Here is a 20,026-nt window from a genome sequence, read left to right as displayed (position 1 = left end):
ATCTTGATTGAATGCTTAGTCTTGGGGCAAATGCCTAAAATTTGTACTTATTGGCTTATTGTAACCTCTCTTGGTGGTTTTGTCAAAGTAAAAGTAAATCTGGTACCCTTGTCTATTTTTGAGGTAACATTGATAGTAGTATCATGTGCATTAAGGATGTGCTTTACAATGGCCAGACCAAGTCCGGTGCCTCCGGTTTCACGTGAGCGACTTTTGTCAACTCTGAAAAACCTTTCGAATATCCGGGGCAGATATTCCGCAGGGATACCCGGGCCGTCATCTTCTACCGAAATCAAAACTTTCTTATTTTCCTCAGTGAGTTCCACTACTACCTTACCGGCATCTTTACCATATTTTATTCCGTTTTCGATGAGGTTGGTCAAAACCTGAGAAAGCCTTTGGGCATCAGCCATAACAAATATGGAATGAAGATTTTTGGGTTTTAAAATTAAGGATGCACCACGTTTTGAGGCCTTTTTTTCCAATTGCTCAAAAATATCTTTAATTAATTCCACGAGTTCTACCTGTGCAAAGTTCATTTTCATATCTCCCGTCTCTACTTGTGAAAGTACTACCAGGTCACGAACCAACACATCAAGGCCATCGAGGCTTTTTGCAGCTTTTTTCAGGAATCTTTCGGCAACTTCGGGGTCTTCCAGAGCACCGTCGAGAAGCGTATGTACAAAACCCTGAGCAGCAAATATCGGGGTTTTCAATTCATGAGAAACATCGGCCAGAAACTCTCTCCTGAAAATCTCCATGCGTTTGAGTTCATCGATTTGTTCTTCCTTTTTGCTAACATAATTTGAAATCTCCCGATTAAGTTTTTTGAGTGGGTTAACACTTTTAATCAGGTTTTTTCTTACAATGTCAAAATCATTAATTTTTAGTTTTTGAATTGAAGAGTATATTTGATTTACCTCTCTAAACACCAGTAAATCAATAATATAATAAAAGAAAAAGAAGGTAGAAAAAAATGCGGCAATGCCTGCTACAAAGAGCATCCCGGCATCTACCTGAGGAACAAAACTAAGAAAACCTACCGTGATAGCAGTAACCAGAACAGAGGCAAACAAAGAAATCCATCGGGGAGTAAGAAACATATTTACTTTCTGTTAGGTCAGTAATTTTATCCTAAAAGTAATCAAAAAACAGGATTTGCCAATTATGATTTAAACATATATCCTACGCCCTTTAGGGTACCTATGTATTCATCACCTATTTTTTCTCTTACTTTTCTGATATGCACATCAATGGTCCTTTCTACAACGTAGATATCGGCTCCCCATATTTTTTGCAAAAGACTGTCGCGTGATTGTACTTTATTTGGATTTGAGGCAAGAAAAAACAAAATTTCGAATTCCTTTTTAGGCAAAATAATCACACTCCCATCTGCCTTGGTTACTGAGTAATTGGTTTTGTTGATGATCAGGCCTGCGATTTGTAGAATGCCTTCTTCGGTAGATTTCTCGGTTTCTTTTCTAAAAAATGCATTGATTCTACTTATTAGTGCCCTTGGTTTGATGGGCTTGGTCAGATAGTCATCGGCTCCGATTTCAAATGCAGCAATTTCGGAATATTCTTCAGCCCTGGCGGTCAGATACACAATTCTGGTACCTTTTAGCTTTTCAGTACTTTTTATGACTTTGCCGGCCTCGATTCCGTCCATTACCGGCATCATGATATCGATTAAAATCAAATCGGGCACATATTCCTGAGCGAGATTTACGCCTTCCAGACCGTTTATGGCTGATTTGACCTCGTAACCCTCTTTTTGGAGGTTGTAGGTGAGCAATTCCAGAATATCTTCGTCATCATCAATTACCAGAATTTTTTTGGCCATATTAAAAATGTATTAGCAAAATGTTAATTTTCCGAGAACAAAATTAAGTCAATAGCCTGAGTCGTATGTTAAGCCAGTGTTAAATTTCGATAGAGTAAATTTTCCTTTGTTCGTTGGAATAAATAATTTTCCGGTCATTTTCAAAAACCAGAGCCTCGGTTTGATTTTTTCCAATTTTAATACATTGGAGGGGTTTTCTAAAGTCAATCTTTTTATTTTCTATCCCAAAAAGCAATATTTTGCCATAGGTAATCAAGGCAAATTTACTTCCATCGGGACTCACATCAGCACCGGTTACAGGTGCTTTAAAGAATGATTCATCAATGGGCTGAAGGCTGTAATGACCTTCCTGGTCGGGTAAAGCATATACTTTTGACTTTTTTTTGCCTTTAGTCCAGCTTTTGGTGAAAAGATATAATGAATCATTGTACCAAAAGAAAGCTTCGCAATCATATTCGCTTTTGAGGGTATCCGTAAAATCCTGATCGGCATACTCAAAAGTTATTTTTTCGACTTTATTGTATCCTTTTTTGTAAATCGTCAGGTCTTTTCTTGTGGAAAGATTGTTTCCGAAATCGCCTACATAGATATTGCCTTTTGTATCTTTTGCCAGGTCTTCCCAGTCAATATTATTTGCATCTGCTATTTTTAAAGTATCAAAAAGCTGACCTACACTATTTACCATATATAACTCAGGACTACCTCCGGAGTCATTGTGAGTCCAATAGAAACCATCCTGCCAGGCTTTTACCATACCGGAGTTTTCGTTGATACAAACCGGCAACTTTCCTTCCTTATGAGATTTCATTTTTTCTTTTTCAAAAAAAGAACTTCTGACTTCATAATTACATGAACAGGTTGCTGTTTTCAATGCGAAAAAGAACATGTATATTTTATAAATAAACATATTATCTTTTTAGTTTTTCTATTTCATAAAGCACTTCTTCAATGCCTTTTAAAGGGATTTTCACCCAGGATGGACGGTAATTTAACTCGTAACCTAGTTCATAAACTGCTTTTTCCAAAAGATGAAACTGTAACAGGTAGTTGATTTCGTTGTTGTTTTTCAACAATGGATGCAAAGGGCCAAAATAGTTGAGGTATTCTTCCAGAAAAGTATCACGCATCAGCCTGTACCAGCGTTCAGCGGCACGATTGAGCACTTTATCATCAAGTTGACGGGTTTCCGGTGAATTGAAGAGCTTTGCCGAAACAGCATAATGATAGGATCTGATCATACCGGCCACATCTTTGAGTGGGGAATGCTTCACTTTCCTGCTGGCAATGGAGCTTTCAGGTTCACCTTCAAAATCAATAATCACCAGGTCTTCGTCACATACCAAAACCTGCCCCAGGTGATAGTCACCGTGAATTCTTGTTCGGAATGATTCTATCGGTCGGGTCAGAATCTGATCCACGAAATCCAGAATCATATCTTTGGCTTCCATAAACTTCCACGCCAGAATCTGTGCCTGTTCGTCGAGTTGTAAATAATTATCAGTGAGCAAATTGTACCTGTGCTCAATCAAATCTTCCACTTTCTGATGGATAAACCTCCGATATGCCCTATCAAAATGGTCGGCTCTGAAACCTTCCTCGCCATGAATATTAAAAAGTGCATCGTGCATTTGGGCTGTTCTGGTTCCCAATAATGCTATCTTGCTAAATACGTTTTCTTTGACCTGAAAATTACCATCTACAAAAGCAAACATGAAATCGTTAAGATAATCACCCGTCTTAGACCAGTTATCTTTTTCGTTGTTGATTAGCTCTACGAGAAGTCCTAAAGTAAGGTCGCTATCTGATTTTTTTTCAAGAGTGATACTACCGCCAAACTTCGGAATATATTCAAAATCACTATTTTGGGTGATATACTGAACCATTTCAACTTCAGGATTAGTTTCCTGAAACAGCTTACGGTATAGCTTGAAAAAGTATTTCCCACCATAAATAAACGCCGTATTACTCGAATCAATTTCAGGAATCATACTCATAGGTACTTCTTCATCGGTAAGGCCTTTGCCTCTGAAAAAATTAAGCGAGTCGCCATTTTTTTGTTCGGATTTCACATTATTCAAAATATTCCAGAAAATTGCCTCTCTGAAACCCGGGTCGAAAGTGGCTTCGACCAGAATACCTTCTTTGTCTTCCATACTCGCCGCAGTAATAATGGCTTTTTCGGGTATTTCGGCAGATTTTTTTTCTACAAATGAAAGGGGTAACATGTACGTTTCTGAATCGCCCTCGGAATATTTGACTCTTATGACATTAAAAAAATAGGGTTGCTCTTTATACACCATTCGCACGGCCTGTACTATTTTCAAGTGCCAGTTTTTCCTTGCTTTTCCGGCAAACCACCTGCATTTTAAAAAATATCCGGGAAGTAAATTGTCCTCCAGTACAGTATGGACATATTTGTCTTTTTCGTAACCTTCCCCATCGATAAGTAATACAAATTTTGACATAGTTGTATAGCCCAAGGCTAAGTATTTTCGCTAAATTTAGTTATTAAAATAATGCTTTACAAACCAATTATTTCAATTTTTCTTCAAATAACTTTAAAATTCTTTTATACTCGTCGGTCCAGCTGCTGGGCTCCACAAATCCATGGTCTTCAACCGGATACGAAGCCACTTCCCAGTTGTCTTTTTTGAGTTCAATCAACCGTTGCGTCAATCTCACAACGTCCTGATAATGAACATTTACATCAACAACTCCATGACAAATCAGGAGGTTATCTGTGAGTCCTTTAGCAAAATAGATAGGTGAGCTACGTTTATACGCCAGGCTATCAGACTGTGGTGTATTCAAAATATTTGAAGTATAACCGTGATTGTAAGCCGCCCAGTCAGTAACAGGTCTTAAAGCTGCTCCCGCTTTAAATGTGCCTGGTGCTGTAAACAAGGCCATCAAAGTAATAAATCCACCATAAGAACCGCCATAGATGCCAATTTTTTGTGGATTTATGCCATGATTTTTGGCCAAAAACTCAGCTGCATCCAGATGGTCGGTCAAATCTTTACCACCCATGTGCCGGTAAATGCCGGTTCTGACATCTCTGCCATATCCCGCTGAGCCTCTGTAATCTATATCAAAAACAGTATAACCTTTCTCCACCAATAAATTATGAAACATATATTCCCTAAAATAGCTGCTCCACCAGCTGTGGGCATTTTGAAGATACCCCGCACCATGAACAAATATTACGGCTTTTTTATTGGATTTTTTTGGTTTGTAAATCCTTCCAAAAACTTCCTGTCCATCTCGTGCTTTAAAACTCAATAATTGCGGATCAAGCCAGGGATATGAATTAAATTCTTTGGAGCTGGAAGTTGTGATTTGGATGGCATTTTTACCCGGTAAATTTTCCTGCAAAAACAATTCCCAGGGTTTATTGGAATAAGAGTATCTGATTGCAAGCAATTTTTCGTCGGGCGAAATTGTAACCTCATTCGCCCCTTTCATGGAAGTGACTTTTTGTAATTCTCCCCCATTTACTGACAGATGATAAAAATGCTGCTCTCCGGGATGCTCTTTATTGGCAGAAATGTAAAACTGCTTTTTATCTCTTGAAAGTATAACTTTCTGGACTTCAAAATTACCTGTGGTTAAAGTGGTTTTTGTTTTGGAAGAAATATTATATCGGTATAAATGTGAATATCCCGTAAATTCTGATTGAAAATAAATATTATCTTCATCGATAAATCCAAGTGTAGAACCCCCAAAAGCCCCTCCTATGCCGGGTCCGGCAATCCAGGCCTCATCATGTTGGTGATCCAGAGATTCTACTTTTCCGTTTTGAATATCGATTTTAACAATCCAGCGATCTTTATTGTCCACTGAGCGAGCCACTGCTACCAGATTTTTCCCGGAAGGCGACCAGACAAATTGCCCAAAGTTTATTCGTCTGTTTTTATATTCTTTCAATGTATCAAAACCATATTCTTTTAGAAAAAGTGGCAGCGTTTCAATACCTGGCAGGTTTTTGTATTTAAGTGAAAATACCGTATCTCTTTTAAAATCAAACAAATAACTCTCCAGGATGGATTGAGGAGACCCAACCTTGTTTCGGGCAGAAATATCCTCTGTATAACCCGTTGTATTTACATAATTTGGAACAATCGTACTTTTCGAATTTTTGGGTGATTCCATTGTACTAAAAACTACAAAATCACCATTTGGAGAAATCTCAGTCTCTGTGAGTCGCTTACTATCGAGATATATTTTTTTTAACTTTTTGATTTCATTTTCCTGTTTTTTTGTAGCTGTTTCTTTATTTTTTCTTTCCGACAAAACCTCAAATAAAGCCAGCTGGTCTTTTTCCAGCCATGTTTCTTCTTCTGTTTTTTTCTTTTCCTGATTTTTTGAACCTTTGTCAAAGTCAGTAAACTGTTTTAAAACACCATTTTCAAGTTTTATAGAATAAAAATTATTGTCTTTTTGGAAAAAAACTGATTTGCCATCAATTGAAAAAGAGGGATTGGTTTCAATTTCATTGGTTTCGGTCAAACGCAGAATATTTCCGGAAATACTATCATATAAATATAAATCGCCGGATTTGGAATATATTTTTTTCGAAAAATCTTTATTATAAATGCCTGACCCTAAGCTTAAACTGATTTTATCTTCCTTTTGGACTTTGGAAATCTTTTTGGTATCTAAACTATATTGGTAAAGAGAATCTGCAGGATTATTGTCGGGATTCCAATTAAAATAAATTGAATTTGACGCATCGCCCCATGAAATTCCGGTAGGTGATGTTCCCATCCATTTTGGGTCACGCATTATTTTATCAACTGAGAGGGAATTTTGGGCAAAAGAAGAAATTGACACAAGGAAAATACTTGTGAAAGCAAATTGGAATCTGAAGGACATTATCGCTTAATTTTTTTGTTCAATAATACAAAAACATTCTTTGATTTTCGGGAATTTGCCTCTAAACTTCTGTCAAAGCCTCCCAAAACAATATCTAAGTCGCCGTCTTTGTCAAAATCCCCGGCATCAAGTGTGAGAATTTTTATTTTTGAAAAGTAACTTAATGTTTTTACTTCAAATTTGATATTTCCTTTATTCTCAAAAAATAGAAAACTTTCACTTTTGGTATGATCCGGAAAATAGGAGATGCTTGCTAAATCCAGATCACCGTCCATATCAAAATCTCTCGCCAAAACTTTGGAAGCTCCATTTTGCGGATAGAAATATTTTTCTGTAAAATTATTTTTTCCATCATTTACAAAAATTCTCAGTCCATGATATGGCTTCAAGGTAATAGACAAATCGGCATTGTCGCCATTGGTATAAATAATATCGAGGTCATTGTCCAGGTCAATGTCTGCCATTTCAAAATAGCTTGAGCCATAATTGGGCAAAAATTCAAGCAGATTTTGCATTTCAAACTCCCCTTTGCCTTTGTTTTTAAAAAATACTATTGATTCCCGGGCTTGAGTCATGAGAGCCAACACGTCTTTGAGGCCATCGTGGTCAAGGTCAATAAAATAGGAAACTCTGGCTCCAGGTAGCTCCAACAGCGGATGTTTGGTAAAATTGAGTCCATCGTACCAGCTTAGACTTCCCAGGTGATTGCCGAATGATGAAATCACAAAGTCATCAGTTTTATCGCCATTCATGTCAGCAAGAAGCAAGTCAACCGGTCGCTTGAGCGAATCTAGCAGAACTTTGTTTGCTGTCCGGAGTTTTCCTTGTTTCAGGTCGTTAGGGTTCATATTTCCTATTTCGAGCCATACTTTGCCATATTTTGAATGATTATCAAAATCCACAATAGGAAATTTGTTGCCAGGATTAAGGCTTTTTTTCTCCGAAGATTTTAACTCAAATAAATCTTTTGAAACCGCTTCTGAAATAAAAATAGAATTTTGAACCGGATCAAACTGGCTCATAATGATTTCATTCCCCTTGTAATCAATATTTTGAACCTTAAAAGCGGTTAGCTCAGTTACAATCTTTGAGGGTATTTTTGGAAATTCTTTCGGTGAATTATTTTTATAAAACTCCACTATTTTCTCCCAATCTTTTTGATGCAATAAAGGAGATGTCTGATAAATACCATTTTCTAATATTAGATTGGATTCATCAGAAGATTTGGACATCAATTCGCCAAAATAATCCCCGACACCTAATCTATAACTCATATTTGGCAACACAGAACTTACCCAAAACTCTGTTGGAAGCTGAGCAGGGTCAGGATATTTATGGCAACTTGCACAATGAATCTTTGACAGCTCTTCACCGCTAAGTTTGGTTTCCTGAGGAGGTGAAGATGCCTCATTTTGACTTTTTCTACAGGAAAATATTATTGGCAAAAAAATTATTAAAACTAAAATCTGCCTCATTCTATTTTTACGATTTTTGAATTGGCGGGTAAAAAAACATTTCTCGTTGACTGTCCCAAATAGCCCGAACCATAATATAATTCTTTTCTGGCGGTTTTTCCGGCAATAGAATAAGTTATTGCCTTAGTTTTGGAAGTAACAGGAATACTGGTTTTTTGAAGGTTGGACCCAAAAACTCTTAAAGGTCCCCGATTTTGTGACCCGAAAATTAATAGCTTGCCACCAACACTAGTCAAAGTAACCGCACTTTTGGCATCTTTGGGGAGATAAAATCCTGAATTACGAATAACTTTAAAATTCCCTTTTCCATCGCCTTTAAGAAATACACCGTTGGAAGCGTCCATACGGCCGACCAGGATTTCATTTCCAAAATTATTTCCGGACAAGATCACGTCGGGAAGATTGTCGTTGTCAAAGTCCTGAATTGTGATACCATAAACAGTGCTTGTCTGAGCTTGCCAGGGCAATACTTTTACCTCAAACTTTCCACCGCCTTTATTTTCCACATAAACAGTTGCGTTGGTATTTAATGTTAAGATCTGAGCATCTTTTTTCTCCTCAGCCGTAAAAAGATTGTCATAATCTGCGTTGGAAAACTCATTGAAAGACACAAATTTTTTGCGGGTGCTGTTCAATTGTTTATTAACATCATCTTTACCATGAAACGGCACCAGTTTCCGTTCATTTTGAGGGGTTGTAAAATACACAAAGGGAAAAAGATCATAGACTCCGTTCTTATCAAAATCTTTCGCAATTACTTTGACCGGCTCTTCCTGAGTACCTTTTAAAAGAGTATTGTTTCCAATATTTCCAACGATATAGTCTATGTCGCCATCAAAGTCAAAGTCGGCACCATTAATTGAAGTCCAAAGTCCCTGTAAAGATTCCAAACCAGTATTTTCGACTTTTTGGAATATCCCTTTTTTGTTTCTGAAAAATTGAATTTCACTCCATTCTGAAGCCAGCATGAGGTCAATCCAGCCATCAGAATCAAAGTCTGTCCAAAGGATATCACACACCAGACCGATATTTTTCAATCCGGGTGCTACTTTGGCACCTGCATCGGTAAACTTAGGTATGCCATTTTTGGAATCGTTCCTCAGTATATAACTTGAGGTAAATTTTGGATATTCGTTGGGGACATTTCGCCCCGAAACCACAAGATCCAAATCACCGTCGTTGTCATAATCAGCTGCTCTGACACAGGAGGTACTTTCAGTAATTTTGGGAAGTGCGTCGTTTTTTAAACTAAAATTACCTTTCCCGTCATTGACATAAAACGCATCCTGATAGTCCGGAGAATCTTTTTGCGATTCATTTCCTCCATGACAGATATAAAGGTCAAGGTCATTGTCACCATCAGCATCAAAAAGCAAAGGTCCCAGATCTTCAGATAATTTCAAGTTTTGATTAGTGGTATCTTCCAGTGGTTTTACGATAAATCTTCCGTCAGATTTTTGCATGAAAAATTTACCGATATGAAATCTGCTACCACCCATGAAAACATCTTCCAATCCATCGCCATTTACATCACCGGTGGCCATACCGGGACCAAATTCAGAGAGTTTAAAAGGCAATAGATTTTGGCTATTAAAATCAATGTAGTCTCTTTCGGAGTGAACATAATTTATCCCTACTTCCTTCGTAATATCGGTCACCAGGTTTAAGCCCGGAGCTGAATTATATTTGGTATCAATATTTGCATTTTTAATATTGACAGTCAACACTTTATCAATTTCCGGATTTTCAAATGTCTGACTTTTGCCATTATACCATTTCACGGTTAAACTCCGCACTTTTTTGGAACCTAAACCAAAATGTAAATAGGGCTCAATACTTGACAAGTACCCTCTGCTAGGGTTGTTTTCTGCTACAATTTTTTCTCCATCTTCAAATAATAATTCGGCTACAGTTCCAATTCCAAATCTATTTTTCTCATTTCCTTCAAATTTCAATCTCAAAAAGTGGCTTTGCTTTCCTTCCTCAGTCTGGAGGAGATTGTTGCGATATACAAATGCCGAATCATTGATGTTATTGATGATGTAATCGAGGTCACCATCACTATCCAAATCGGCATATACCGCACCATTTGAAAAAGAAGGAGTATCCATTCCCCATTTTTTTGTTACATTTTCAAACTCCAGATTTCCTTTGTTCCTGAATGCATAATTACTGATTTTAACTTCAGGAATCTGACCCAGTAAAAACTCCTGAGTAGCCAGTCTTTCCGATTCAGACCTGAAAGCCATAAAATCTCTGTCGGTTACATCTTTCGGAAAACCATTGGTAATAATTATATCTTTGTAACCATCATTATCAAAATCAGCAATAGATGGTGTCCAGCTCCAGTCGGTCTCCCCTATTCCGGCCAAAAAACTAACTTCACTAAACATCGGGCTGTTTTGAGTATCTATTCCGTTGTTGATCTGAAGGCAGTTACGCATATACTGGAATGTATATTTGTATGTATCGTTAAAAATATAAGACTGGTAGTTATTTGGGCCTGTCAATACTTTTTTTCTGACATTATTTTTTGCCAGCATATCCATTGACAAAATATCAAGAAAACCATCATTATTTATATCGCCAATATCATTTCCCATGGCACTTTGAGAGGTGTGTTTGAAAAACCTGGCTGCCTGATCACTGAATGTACCATCCTGATTGTTGATATAGAGCAAGTCATCAGACAGGTAATCGTTTGTTACATAAATATCTTTCCAGCCGTCTTTATTAATATCACAAACATTGATTCCCAGTCCATGGCCTTCAATTAATATTCCGGCTTCTTTTGACACATTTTTATATACAACATGGCCCAACTTTTCATCCCAGTCGCATCTGTAGAAACGGTCGGTATTGGGATGTGAGCCATTGATTATTTTTTCTCTGTATTGATTAGGATATAAATCTATGATATTGGTAATAACATAAAGGTCCAGATCACCGTCGTTATCTGAATCAAAGAAAGTTGCATTTTCGCTGTGTCCATTATCATTTACACCGTATTCTGCCGCCATTTCTTTAAAAACCGGCACACCATTTTTCAGTCCCTGGTTTACATAGAGCAGGTTTTGGCGGTCTTTTTCATTACTTTTAACCGTTGCCGAAACGTAAATATCCATCCAACCATCACCATTTATATCGACAGTGGTCACACCCGAGCACCATCTTCCATAATTGCTAATGCCGGCTTGTGATGAAATATTAACAAATTTGAAATTGGCTTTATTGAGATAAAGTTGATTTTCCACCTGGTTTCCGCTAAAAAATATATCCTGGAGACCATCGTTGTCAAAGTCGGCAACACCCACACCGGAGCCATTGTACACATATTCAAACTTAAGAATATTCATAGAGTCGTTCTCTATTATTCTGTTTGAAAATGTGATTCCGGAATCCCCGGCCTCAATTTTGGTAAAAAGGGTTTTTTCTTTGCAGGAAAACAAAACTATACCCAGTAGCAATAAGACAATAACTCTTTGATTCATCAATAACCTAAAAAATGAACGCTAAAATTAGGCAATAAAAGCAGATAGGTTTTACTATTCTCGAAAAAAATATAACAAAACTTATATTTTTACCTTGAAAAAATGCACATTTTCAATTGATAGCGGCCAAAACAGTTTTTACAAGATACGTTTTGTTGATTTCAGGAGAAAAAACTTCGATTCTAAATACATAATAACCTACAGGAAGGAGCTTGCCTGAATGGTCGGTTCCGTCCCAGTTAAACATCCCGGAAGTTCCCAAAATGCCATTTTTTATCAATACCTTTTTTATGGCACCATTGCGGTCAATGATAGCTATGTTGCATGCCGCTCCCTGAACCGGTAGCTGGTAATTGAGTTTGCAAACCGCATTTCCGGCATTTTCATAAGGATTAAAAACAACGTTTTCAAGCCAAAAGTCACGACTTAAATTTTCAGATTCTTCCTGAGAATTTTTTCGGCCAGGCGTAGCATAGCCTACATCAGATGCAGCTGACTGCCAGTTCTTTTTTTCAGAATGATTTGATTTAAAATTCACTCTTTCCAATGACACCCCATTGAGGTTATTTAACTGTTGATTGTGCATTTTTTCTTCATAAAAAACAGAATCCATTACAAGCTCATTCTCATTTAGAAGTAACACCAGGTCCTGATCATTATTTAATGAAGGGAAACTGCTCAATTCCCTAATATTGTCTGGCACACTACTTTCGGGGTATTGGGATAATACTGCAGTTTTATTTTTTGAAAATGCTAAATATTCGGTAGGCTTAACAATTAAATCTTTGGAAGAAATTAACGAAATACCGGAAAAAGAACCATCCTTTGCTCTTTTGGCGAGTTTCCAATTTTTTAAGTTTAATGGTTTTTCAGAGATGTTTTTAATCTCTACAAAATCCTCTCCGCCAACTGCCGGGTTAAATAATATTTCAGAAATCAATATCTCACCTTGTTGGGGTGCCGGCACATTTGAGAAACTCAGAATAATATCTGTGTTTAGATTACCAATACAGTCGGTTAGGGTCTTTAATTTTAATTCCAAAGACTCCCCTTCTTCTATTACTCTGTCAATAAAAATTTCCACAAAATCAGTCGAAAATTTATGAAAGACAACTTTTTGTATAGAAAAATCTCCGGAAATAATTTCAAAATTTTCAATATTAAAATCTTTATTATCAATATTTTCATTAAAATAAATTTGAAGAATACTACCATTGTTATTCTGAGAAACCGGAAATGGCAATTCGGTGTCAATTAAAATTTTTCCGACAGAATTTGCACCACCGGGAGTTGCACCAATAGCCGCCACAGACGATGCCCAATTCTCTTTGCCCCTACAAGCTTGACTTTCATCGATCATTTCGAGAGAGTAGCCTTCTTCACGTCCTTTGGAGTACCATGAATTGGAATAATTGACCGAAGTAATATACTCTTTTTGTGGGTTTTCAATAATCAGTAGATTCCCTTCATTCGAAAGTGAAAAATTCTTCAAAGTAATTACCCTTCCATAACTTTCAAATGCGGTTTCATTTCCAGCTCTGCAAACTATGACCCGTTCATCAGGTGCTAAAATATTTGAAGAAAATTCAGAAGATGTACTTCCGTAAATAAACTTGAATCCTTTGATTTGAATACCCTCTTTTGTAGCGTTCTTTATTTCAACAAATTCCTTTTCGGGCAGTCCCCGGCTGGGTGTTGGATCTGCAAAAATCTCAGTTATGATGAGTTGATGTGTTTGTGACCAACTATGAGTTGTTGCAAAAATTAAAATTAGAATAATGTGAATTCTTATGCTTTTCATTTCAGTAGATTTTTAGGTTCCCCATACTTTTGGAGGCTGGACAGGAAGATTTTTAAACCTTTTTTTCTTTTTCTTATTGCTTACATCCAAATCTTTATTCATTTTTTTCGAAATTTTTTTAATCATTTTCTTGTATTTTTTTTTCGAAAAATCAATTTCCAAATCAAAAGTTTGCTCAAGAGTTTTTTTTATTTTTTTAAAAATTTCCTGCTTATTCATTTCTACTGAATGTGTTTTTAAGAAGGTTAAGTGAAAGTTTTCCCCTCATTTTTCAAATAAAATCAAAAAAAATTGATTTTTCAAAAAAAACGTAAGTTCTAATGAAATGAGAGCCTTAACTTTTTGATTTTAAAAAAAAATTGGCGGTTACCGGAGAAAATTCTTTTAGATTTTTTTGAATTTCCTTTTGGCCTCAAATATCATTCCAAACTTTTCAAAATAAAGGATTAAACCACAAAAACACCTCTAAACCCTTCATTTTATGTATTTAAGTATAAACTTTTCAAAAGATTTTTCAAAAAAAACGGCATGATTTTTGAACCATTTTAAAAGATTATCGAGTTGAATTGTTTCTTAAAAAAGAATGAGTATGTCCGTTTGGAATAAATTTTTTATCATTTCAGGGATTTGGCTAATTGGATCTGCCTCTGTTATTCATGGTCAGACTATTCCACCAGAGCCATCTGTTTGTACAACTCCTCCTTCAGGTTACCTTAAAGGCGGAAGGATTGGTTTTGACAATACATTTTTTTGTATGCAAGCCTCTGATAATACTATAGATGTAAAAATCAACAATAACAATGATCCCGCTCTTGGGTCAACACTGGCAAGCCCTAAATTCTATTTCGGAATTGATAATACTTTTGATATTAATAGTCCCACGGGTTTATTGACTACTGTTGGTAACTCGGCTATTGCCAAAGCAACTGAAGGTGTTTATTGGGTATTATTGGAAGGTACCAAAAACGGACAGAAATATTTGTCGTGTAAATATACCGAAGTTGGAAAAAGATCGGCTCCCGATGTAAGTGTTTCCAATTGTACAGGGAACCAATACAGTGTGACTATTAATGCAACAAATAAACAAGATTTTTTTACCATCAACTGGCCTGACGGAAGTGTTGAAAAGGTTGATGCCCGCACTACCCCATTACCAATTACAAAAACCAAAGCAATTACTTCAGGCACAGGGGTTCCTGAAGTGCAGGCTGCATATTACAGATTTTCCAATGAAACTTGTCAATCTGCGTTTTTCAGACCTGTCCTTGATGCTTCCGATTCGCCATTTATTCATACTTTGATTGGTGAAAATGAAGGTAAATCTGCAGATATTCAATTTAACAGGATTATAGTCGGGAAAACTTATGACATCCTGGGTAGAGTGGATAACGGAAACACCTCTGAACCCTGGCTAAAATTAGGAGAAGGCCTCAACGGAAAAGCCACTCTTACAGGTCTGGACCCTAACTTGAGGTATTGCTTCAAGACAAGGACTAAAAACAGTTGTGGCAACGATGTATATTCAGAAAATACCATTTGTTCGATAAAAATAAACGCTGATATTAAGTCATCTTCAGAAGCCGAGGTCAGATGGAATCTTCCCACTGAACCCAATGCAATACCTTCAAAATTAAGACTGTATAAAGATGAAGAAGGCTGTAATACCTGCTCCGGATTAGCATTACTTTCAAGCAACTATGCCACCAAATACGATGCAAAAAATCTGGTTTGTTCAAAAACCTATTTATTTATGGTCCAGGCTACTTATCCTGTTGTCATAATTGAAGGAACACCAACTCCTATTGTGGTTAAATCAGCTCAAATCAAAGTTAATCCCAAAACCAATGCAGTGGCCAAAAAACCCAATGACCTGGTTTTTGTTGGATTTGACCCAAGCGACGACCAAAAAGTTCAGATAAGGATTGTTGACAATAGTAATCCTATAGATCAATTAAAATACACTTTTTACAGGGCCGAAAACGAATCAACGAATTTTCAAAAATTAGGCGAAAGAACAGAAAGTAGTTTTGATGATGTGGCCATTTCACCAGATCCAAAATCATACTGCTATAAATATACAGTTGAGGATAATTGCGGGGTAACTTCGCTCATGTCTGATCCTTTCTGTACTATTTTGCTGGGCTCCAAAACGCAGGGTTCACTCAATTGGTCACCATTTTTGACTCCTCCTGATGTTTACAATAGTGCCTCACCTGTTGACTATAGTATTGAATATTTTGATGAAGACTTTAACGCTTACATTCTTTATCAAACCACAGCCTCATTACAGGAATCGGTTCAGAAGCTTCTCAGTGAGTCAGAAACCTCAGAGATTAAATTCAGAGTGATGGGCCAGCAAATGGTGGATACCGACTTGTACACTAATCAACGTATTTTTTCATACTCTAATACATTTATAATTAAAGTATTACCAGGAATGTATATCCCTACGGCCTTTACTCCTAATGGCGAAGGTCCGGCAGAATCAGAAACATTTAAGATAAACTCCAAATTTGTTTCTGAAGGTAACATAAAGATTTTTGACCGATGGGGCGGTACTATTTTTGAAGGCAATGCACTTACAGGTGAATGGGACGGCACCGAAGCCAATGGGATCACACCTGCACCTGCCGGAAATTACCTATATGTAATTAATGCCGTTAGCGATACAGGTCTGGCATTTACTATGAAAGGTACTGTTCTACTTTTAAGATAATCAACCGATGTTTCAATAAGTATAGTCATACGAAAGTGTGACTATTTTTTTTATTTCATAAGCCTTTTTTTAGATTTATTACAGCTTAAATTATTTTAAACTTATTTTTGCAAAAAAAAACAGGCATGAACAGAAAACTTGAAGTTAGGAAAAAAATAGCATTGGTAGCTCATGACAACAAAAAAGCCGAATTGGTAGAATGGGCAAAATACAATAAAGCAACTTTAAACAAGCATCAACTTTTTGCTACCGGAACCACCGGCACAATGCTCGAAGAGGTCCTTGATACCCATATCACCAAGCTATTGAGTGGTCCTCTTGGCGGTGACCAGCAAATCGGGGCATTGATTTCAGAGGGCAAGATTGACGTACTTATTTTTTTCTGGGATCCTATGGCTGCACAACCTCATGACCCCGATATTAAAGCCCTTTTAAGGCTGGGAGTTGTATGGAATATTCCGATAGCCAGCGATCGCAGCACAGCTGATTTCGTACTTACATCGCCATTGTTTCACCAAAAATATGAAGTGCAACTGCCTGACTACTCGGCTTACCTAAAAAGACAAGTTTAGGAAAAATCAATAAGGATAAGTAATTTTGCAAAAAAAAACAGGGGGTTTGAAATCAGCTATTTTTTACATTTTAGGTTTTTTTGTTTCATTACAAGTACTAGGTACTCCTGCCGGACCTGATAGAAAATATGAGGTTTTGCATGATTATACCCATGAATGGCTTATCTATAACCATGATTTGGGATTATTTACACCCTACTTTGACGAAAATCCTGCTGAAAAAAAGTCTATATCTTTAAAAATAAATCTGGATGACTACCCAAATGCTTTTTTGATTATCAAATCAAAAAAAAATAATTCATTTCTATTCTTTAATAACATTCTAAAAAAACAATTATCTGCCAATCATTGGACGATATTTTCCTTGAAAGAACTTAAAAGGCTGACCTCCAGATCTGAACTATTATTGAGTATTTACGGAAATGCCTCACCCAGTGATTTAAATGTAATTATTGGCTATCCCGGAAAAGGTGGGGAAATTCAAAAAAGCGACAAACAAGAATCAGGTTTATTTAACTTAACGCCCCGAAATGAGGGTCCGTTCAGAAGCGGATTGGTGGTTATTTTTATATTCAATATTCTAATTATGAGCTTTTTGGTTTCAAATTACAGCAAAGCTTATAAAAAATATTTCAACCTTTATGATTTAACTTCTCCGGCACCAAAAGAGAACTCATTTCTGGTAAATAAGCCTCTTGATCGCCCCAATATGTTCTTTATTATTTTCCTGAGTATTTTGAGTGGTTTTTTAGCAATTTTGTTGCAACAGAATCAAATTTTCGTAATAAAAGATTCATTTTTCTTTCAAAATGGAAGTACTTTCGGAATCATTCTGACCAATTTCTTCAAAGTTTCCCTTATATTTTTTATTGCATTTGTGGGGAAATATTTTTTCATTTTGATTACTGGAAAACTATTTAATATAGAAAAGATTGTAGATATACATTTTTTCAAAATTCTTCAGTCTTCCATTTACTTTTTTACCCTATTTGTGATTTTTATTTTAATACTTCAGAATACATATTGGGGAAAAAGTATTGAATTTAAATATTTGGTAAGTTTCTTATTTACCGTCTTTTATACAGCAAGAACATTTCTGGTGTATTTGACCATAAATCAAAAAGGAAATATCAAAACTCTTTATTTAATTTCTTATCTTTGCATCGTGGAAGTGTTCCCGATTATCATAGGATTAAGAATGTTCCTGTAAATTGATTAAAAAAATTAATTATTTTCATAGGATTTAACCCAAAAAATAACTCAATTTTTTTCTGCATGAGTGAAATGACAGACAATAAAAAAGACAGCAGACTAAAGAAAGTAGAAAGCATTTTAATTACGCTGGAAAATCCTGGTGAGAAATCTCTGACCTATACCGATTTGGTCAAAGTTTACAATCTAAAGGTTGATTTCAGAAACTTCATTGACGTAAAAAAAGTAGATCACCGGGAATTTAGAAAACAAAAAATCGACATTCTGGCTCATACTGCTATTATTTTCACAAGCAGACATGCCGTAGATCACTTCTTTAAATTATGTGAAGAATTGCGGATTGAAATCCCAATAGAAATGAAGTATTTCTGTATCACTGAGCAAACTGCCAATTACCTTCAGAAATACATCACCATCAGAAAAAGAAAGATATTTTCAGGTAATAAAACTGCTGCTGATCTTGAGCCGTTTTTCCTTAAACATAAAAACGAAAAGTATTTATTCCCATGCTCAGATATTAGGAATAATTCGGTGCCGGATATTCTCAAAAAGAATGGCATTAGCCTTACTGAGGCTGTAATGTACGAAACCGTACCTGCCGACTTATCTGACTTAACAGAAGTTTTTTACGATATTATTTGTTTCTTTAGTCCATCAGGTGTAAGTTCGCTATTGCATAATTTCCCTGATTGGAAACAGAACAACACGCGGCTGGCGGCTTTCGGGCCTACAACTGCGAAAGCAATCAGAGATTTTGGCTTAACGCTTGATATTGAAGCTCCTCTTCCCAATGCACCTTCCATGGTGGGGGCACTTGAGCTTTATATTAAAAAAGCCAATAATATATAATATTTAAGTAACCTTTCCATAATATTATACGTACTGTATAGTTATTAATGTGATTAGGTTGTAGTACGTACGATTCCTAATAATTAAAATGTTAAAAAAATACAGTAAAATACTGATGCTGATGTTTTTGTGCACTTATGCAAGTGCTCAAACAACTCCTCAGTTTACACAGTATCTTTTTAATAAATTTTATCTCAATCCTGCAGCAGCCGGGCTAGGGAATCAAACTCAGATTCAAGCTTCACTCAGATCACAATACACCGGCTACCTTGCCGACTTCGATCAGGGTGGCAACAATACAATATCGGTTTTTAGTGCCGATATGCCCATACAAAAACTCAAAGGCGGCCTGGGGGTTTATTTTTCCAATAATCAATTTTCAAAAATAGAAAGTAAACAGGAAATAAGCCTGAACTACTCTTTTTATAAAAAAATCAATAGCAATGTTATTAGTGCCGGAGTGGGACTTGGCATAAATAATTTGAGGCTCCTGGGTGAAAATTACAAGCCTCGCGATGATGAAGATCCGATTATTCCCAATTCTAATATAAATCTGAAAGCCCTGAATTTTAGTACTGGTATATTTCTTCAAAACCCTTCCTATCAAGTTGGTTTATCGGCAAAAAATCTACTTAAACCTAGCTACAAAATTGGTGAAGGTACAATTGAAGAAAATCCGACTATTATTTTGACTGGAAAATATGACCTTGGAATAACTTATAATTTAGATATAAGTCCAATGTTTTTAATAAAATCAAACCTTGTCAATTACAATACTGAGTTGGGTGTATTAGCTACGTACAATCAAAAATATTGGGGTGGAGTAAATTATCGTTGGCAAGATGCGATATCGTTATTGGTCGGAGGGAATTTATTAAAAAATACAGTCAAATTGGGCTATTCTATTGATTTTGTGAACTTTGGAACAGAAGCAAAATCAACAACATCTCATGAAATTTTCCTGAGATATTTATTAGCAAGTCCGAAATTTGGAAAAAAGACAATAATTAAAACACCGAGATATAATTTCTGAATTTGCGGCATAATTTTTGCAAACCTTATTCAAGGAAATTATCGAACGGTAACAAAACCAAAAACATAAGCTTGGCATGATTTTAGTAATTTGTAGATTGTAAGTAATTCCCTTAAATAGGAATTGTATTTATAACACAATAAATAAAGTTAACCCGGC

At 36.1% G+C, this 20,026-nt stretch carries 13 protein-coding genes; 5 read left to right on the top strand and 8 right to left on the bottom strand.

The features are described from left to right. Positions 1-47: 47 nt before the first annotated feature. From IPP61_11685 to IPP61_11650, 8 genes are all read right to left on the bottom strand, one after another. Positions 48-1,103: an ATP-binding protein gene (locus IPP61_11685; GenBank protein MBL0325825.1), complete on the bottom strand. Its 1,056-nt coding sequence runs from the start codon at positions 1,101-1,103 to the stop codon at positions 48-50. Positions 1,104-1,165: 62 nt separating this feature from the next. Next, positions 1,166-1,843 carry a response regulator transcription factor gene (locus IPP61_11680; protein MBL0325824.1) on the bottom strand — a complete coding sequence of 226 codons (678 nt, stop codon included), beginning with the start codon at positions 1,841-1,843 and terminating at the stop codon, positions 1,166-1,168. A gap of 79 nt (positions 1,844-1,922) precedes the next feature. Next, positions 1,923-2,729: a hypothetical protein gene (locus IPP61_11675; protein MBL0325823.1), complete on the bottom strand. Its 807-nt coding sequence runs from the start codon at positions 2,727-2,729 to the stop codon at positions 1,923-1,925. A gap of 22 nt (positions 2,730-2,751) precedes the next feature. Next, positions 2,752-4,308: a putative maltokinase gene (locus IPP61_11670; protein MBL0325822.1), complete on the bottom strand. Its 1,557-nt coding sequence runs from the start codon at positions 4,306-4,308 to the stop codon at positions 2,752-2,754. Between the two features lie 67 nt (positions 4,309-4,375). Then, positions 4,376-6,718, bottom strand: coding sequence for a S9 family peptidase (locus IPP61_11665; protein ID MBL0325821.1), 2,343 nt, complete (start codon positions 6,716-6,718; stop codon positions 4,376-4,378). Continuing rightward, positions 6,718-8,193: a VCBS repeat-containing protein gene (locus IPP61_11660; protein ID MBL0325820.1), complete on the bottom strand. Its 1,476-nt coding sequence runs from the start codon at positions 8,191-8,193 to the stop codon at positions 6,718-6,720. Before IPP61_11660 ends, IPP61_11665 begins: the two co-directional genes overlap by 1 nt. Beyond that, positions 8,190-11,684, bottom strand: a complete 3,495-nt coding sequence (locus IPP61_11655) for a VCBS repeat-containing protein (protein ID MBL0325819.1) — start codon at positions 11,682-11,684, stop codon at positions 8,190-8,192. The genes IPP61_11660 and IPP61_11655 overlap by 4 nt, the downstream gene beginning before the upstream one ends. A gap of 112 nt (positions 11,685-11,796) precedes the next feature. Then, positions 11,797-13,485: a lamin tail domain-containing protein gene (locus IPP61_11650; GenBank protein ID MBL0325818.1), complete on the bottom strand. Its 1,689-nt coding sequence runs from the start codon at positions 13,483-13,485 to the stop codon at positions 11,797-11,799. Between the two features lie 589 nt (positions 13,486-14,074). Here IPP61_11650 and IPP61_11645 point away from each other — a divergent pair. From IPP61_11645 to IPP61_11625, 5 genes are all read left to right on the top strand, one after another. Continuing rightward, complete coding sequence (locus IPP61_11645; protein ID MBL0325817.1) at positions 14,075-16,201, top strand: gliding motility-associated C-terminal domain-containing protein; 2,127 nt, start codon at positions 14,075-14,077, stop codon at positions 16,199-16,201. A 125-nt stretch (positions 16,202-16,326) separates the two neighbouring features. Beyond that, positions 16,327-16,773, top strand: coding sequence for a methylglyoxal synthase (locus tag IPP61_11640; protein ID MBL0325816.1), 447 nt, complete (start codon positions 16,327-16,329; stop codon positions 16,771-16,773). A 46-nt stretch (positions 16,774-16,819) separates the two neighbouring features. Beyond that, positions 16,820-17,983, top strand: a complete 1,164-nt coding sequence (locus tag IPP61_11635) for a DUF4271 domain-containing protein (GenBank protein MBL0325815.1) — start codon at positions 16,820-16,822, stop codon at positions 17,981-17,983. Positions 17,984-18,057: 74 nt separating this feature from the next. Beyond that, positions 18,058-18,834: a uroporphyrinogen-III synthase gene (locus IPP61_11630; protein ID MBL0325814.1), complete on the top strand. Its 777-nt coding sequence runs from the start codon at positions 18,058-18,060 to the stop codon at positions 18,832-18,834. 88 nt (positions 18,835-18,922) lie between these two features. Beyond that, on the top strand, positions 18,923-19,867 hold the full coding sequence (locus tag IPP61_11625) for a PorP/SprF family type IX secretion system membrane protein (GenBank protein ID MBL0325813.1): 945 nt from the start codon (positions 18,923-18,925) through the stop codon (positions 19,865-19,867). Positions 19,868-20,026 lie beyond the last annotated feature (159 nt).

This window comes from Cytophagaceae bacterium, assembly GCA_016722655.1.
In the GTDB taxonomy this organism is placed as follows: domain Bacteria; phylum Bacteroidota; class Bacteroidia; order Cytophagales; family Spirosomataceae; genus Leadbetterella.
This window is presented reverse-complemented; position numbering and strand designations above follow the sequence as displayed.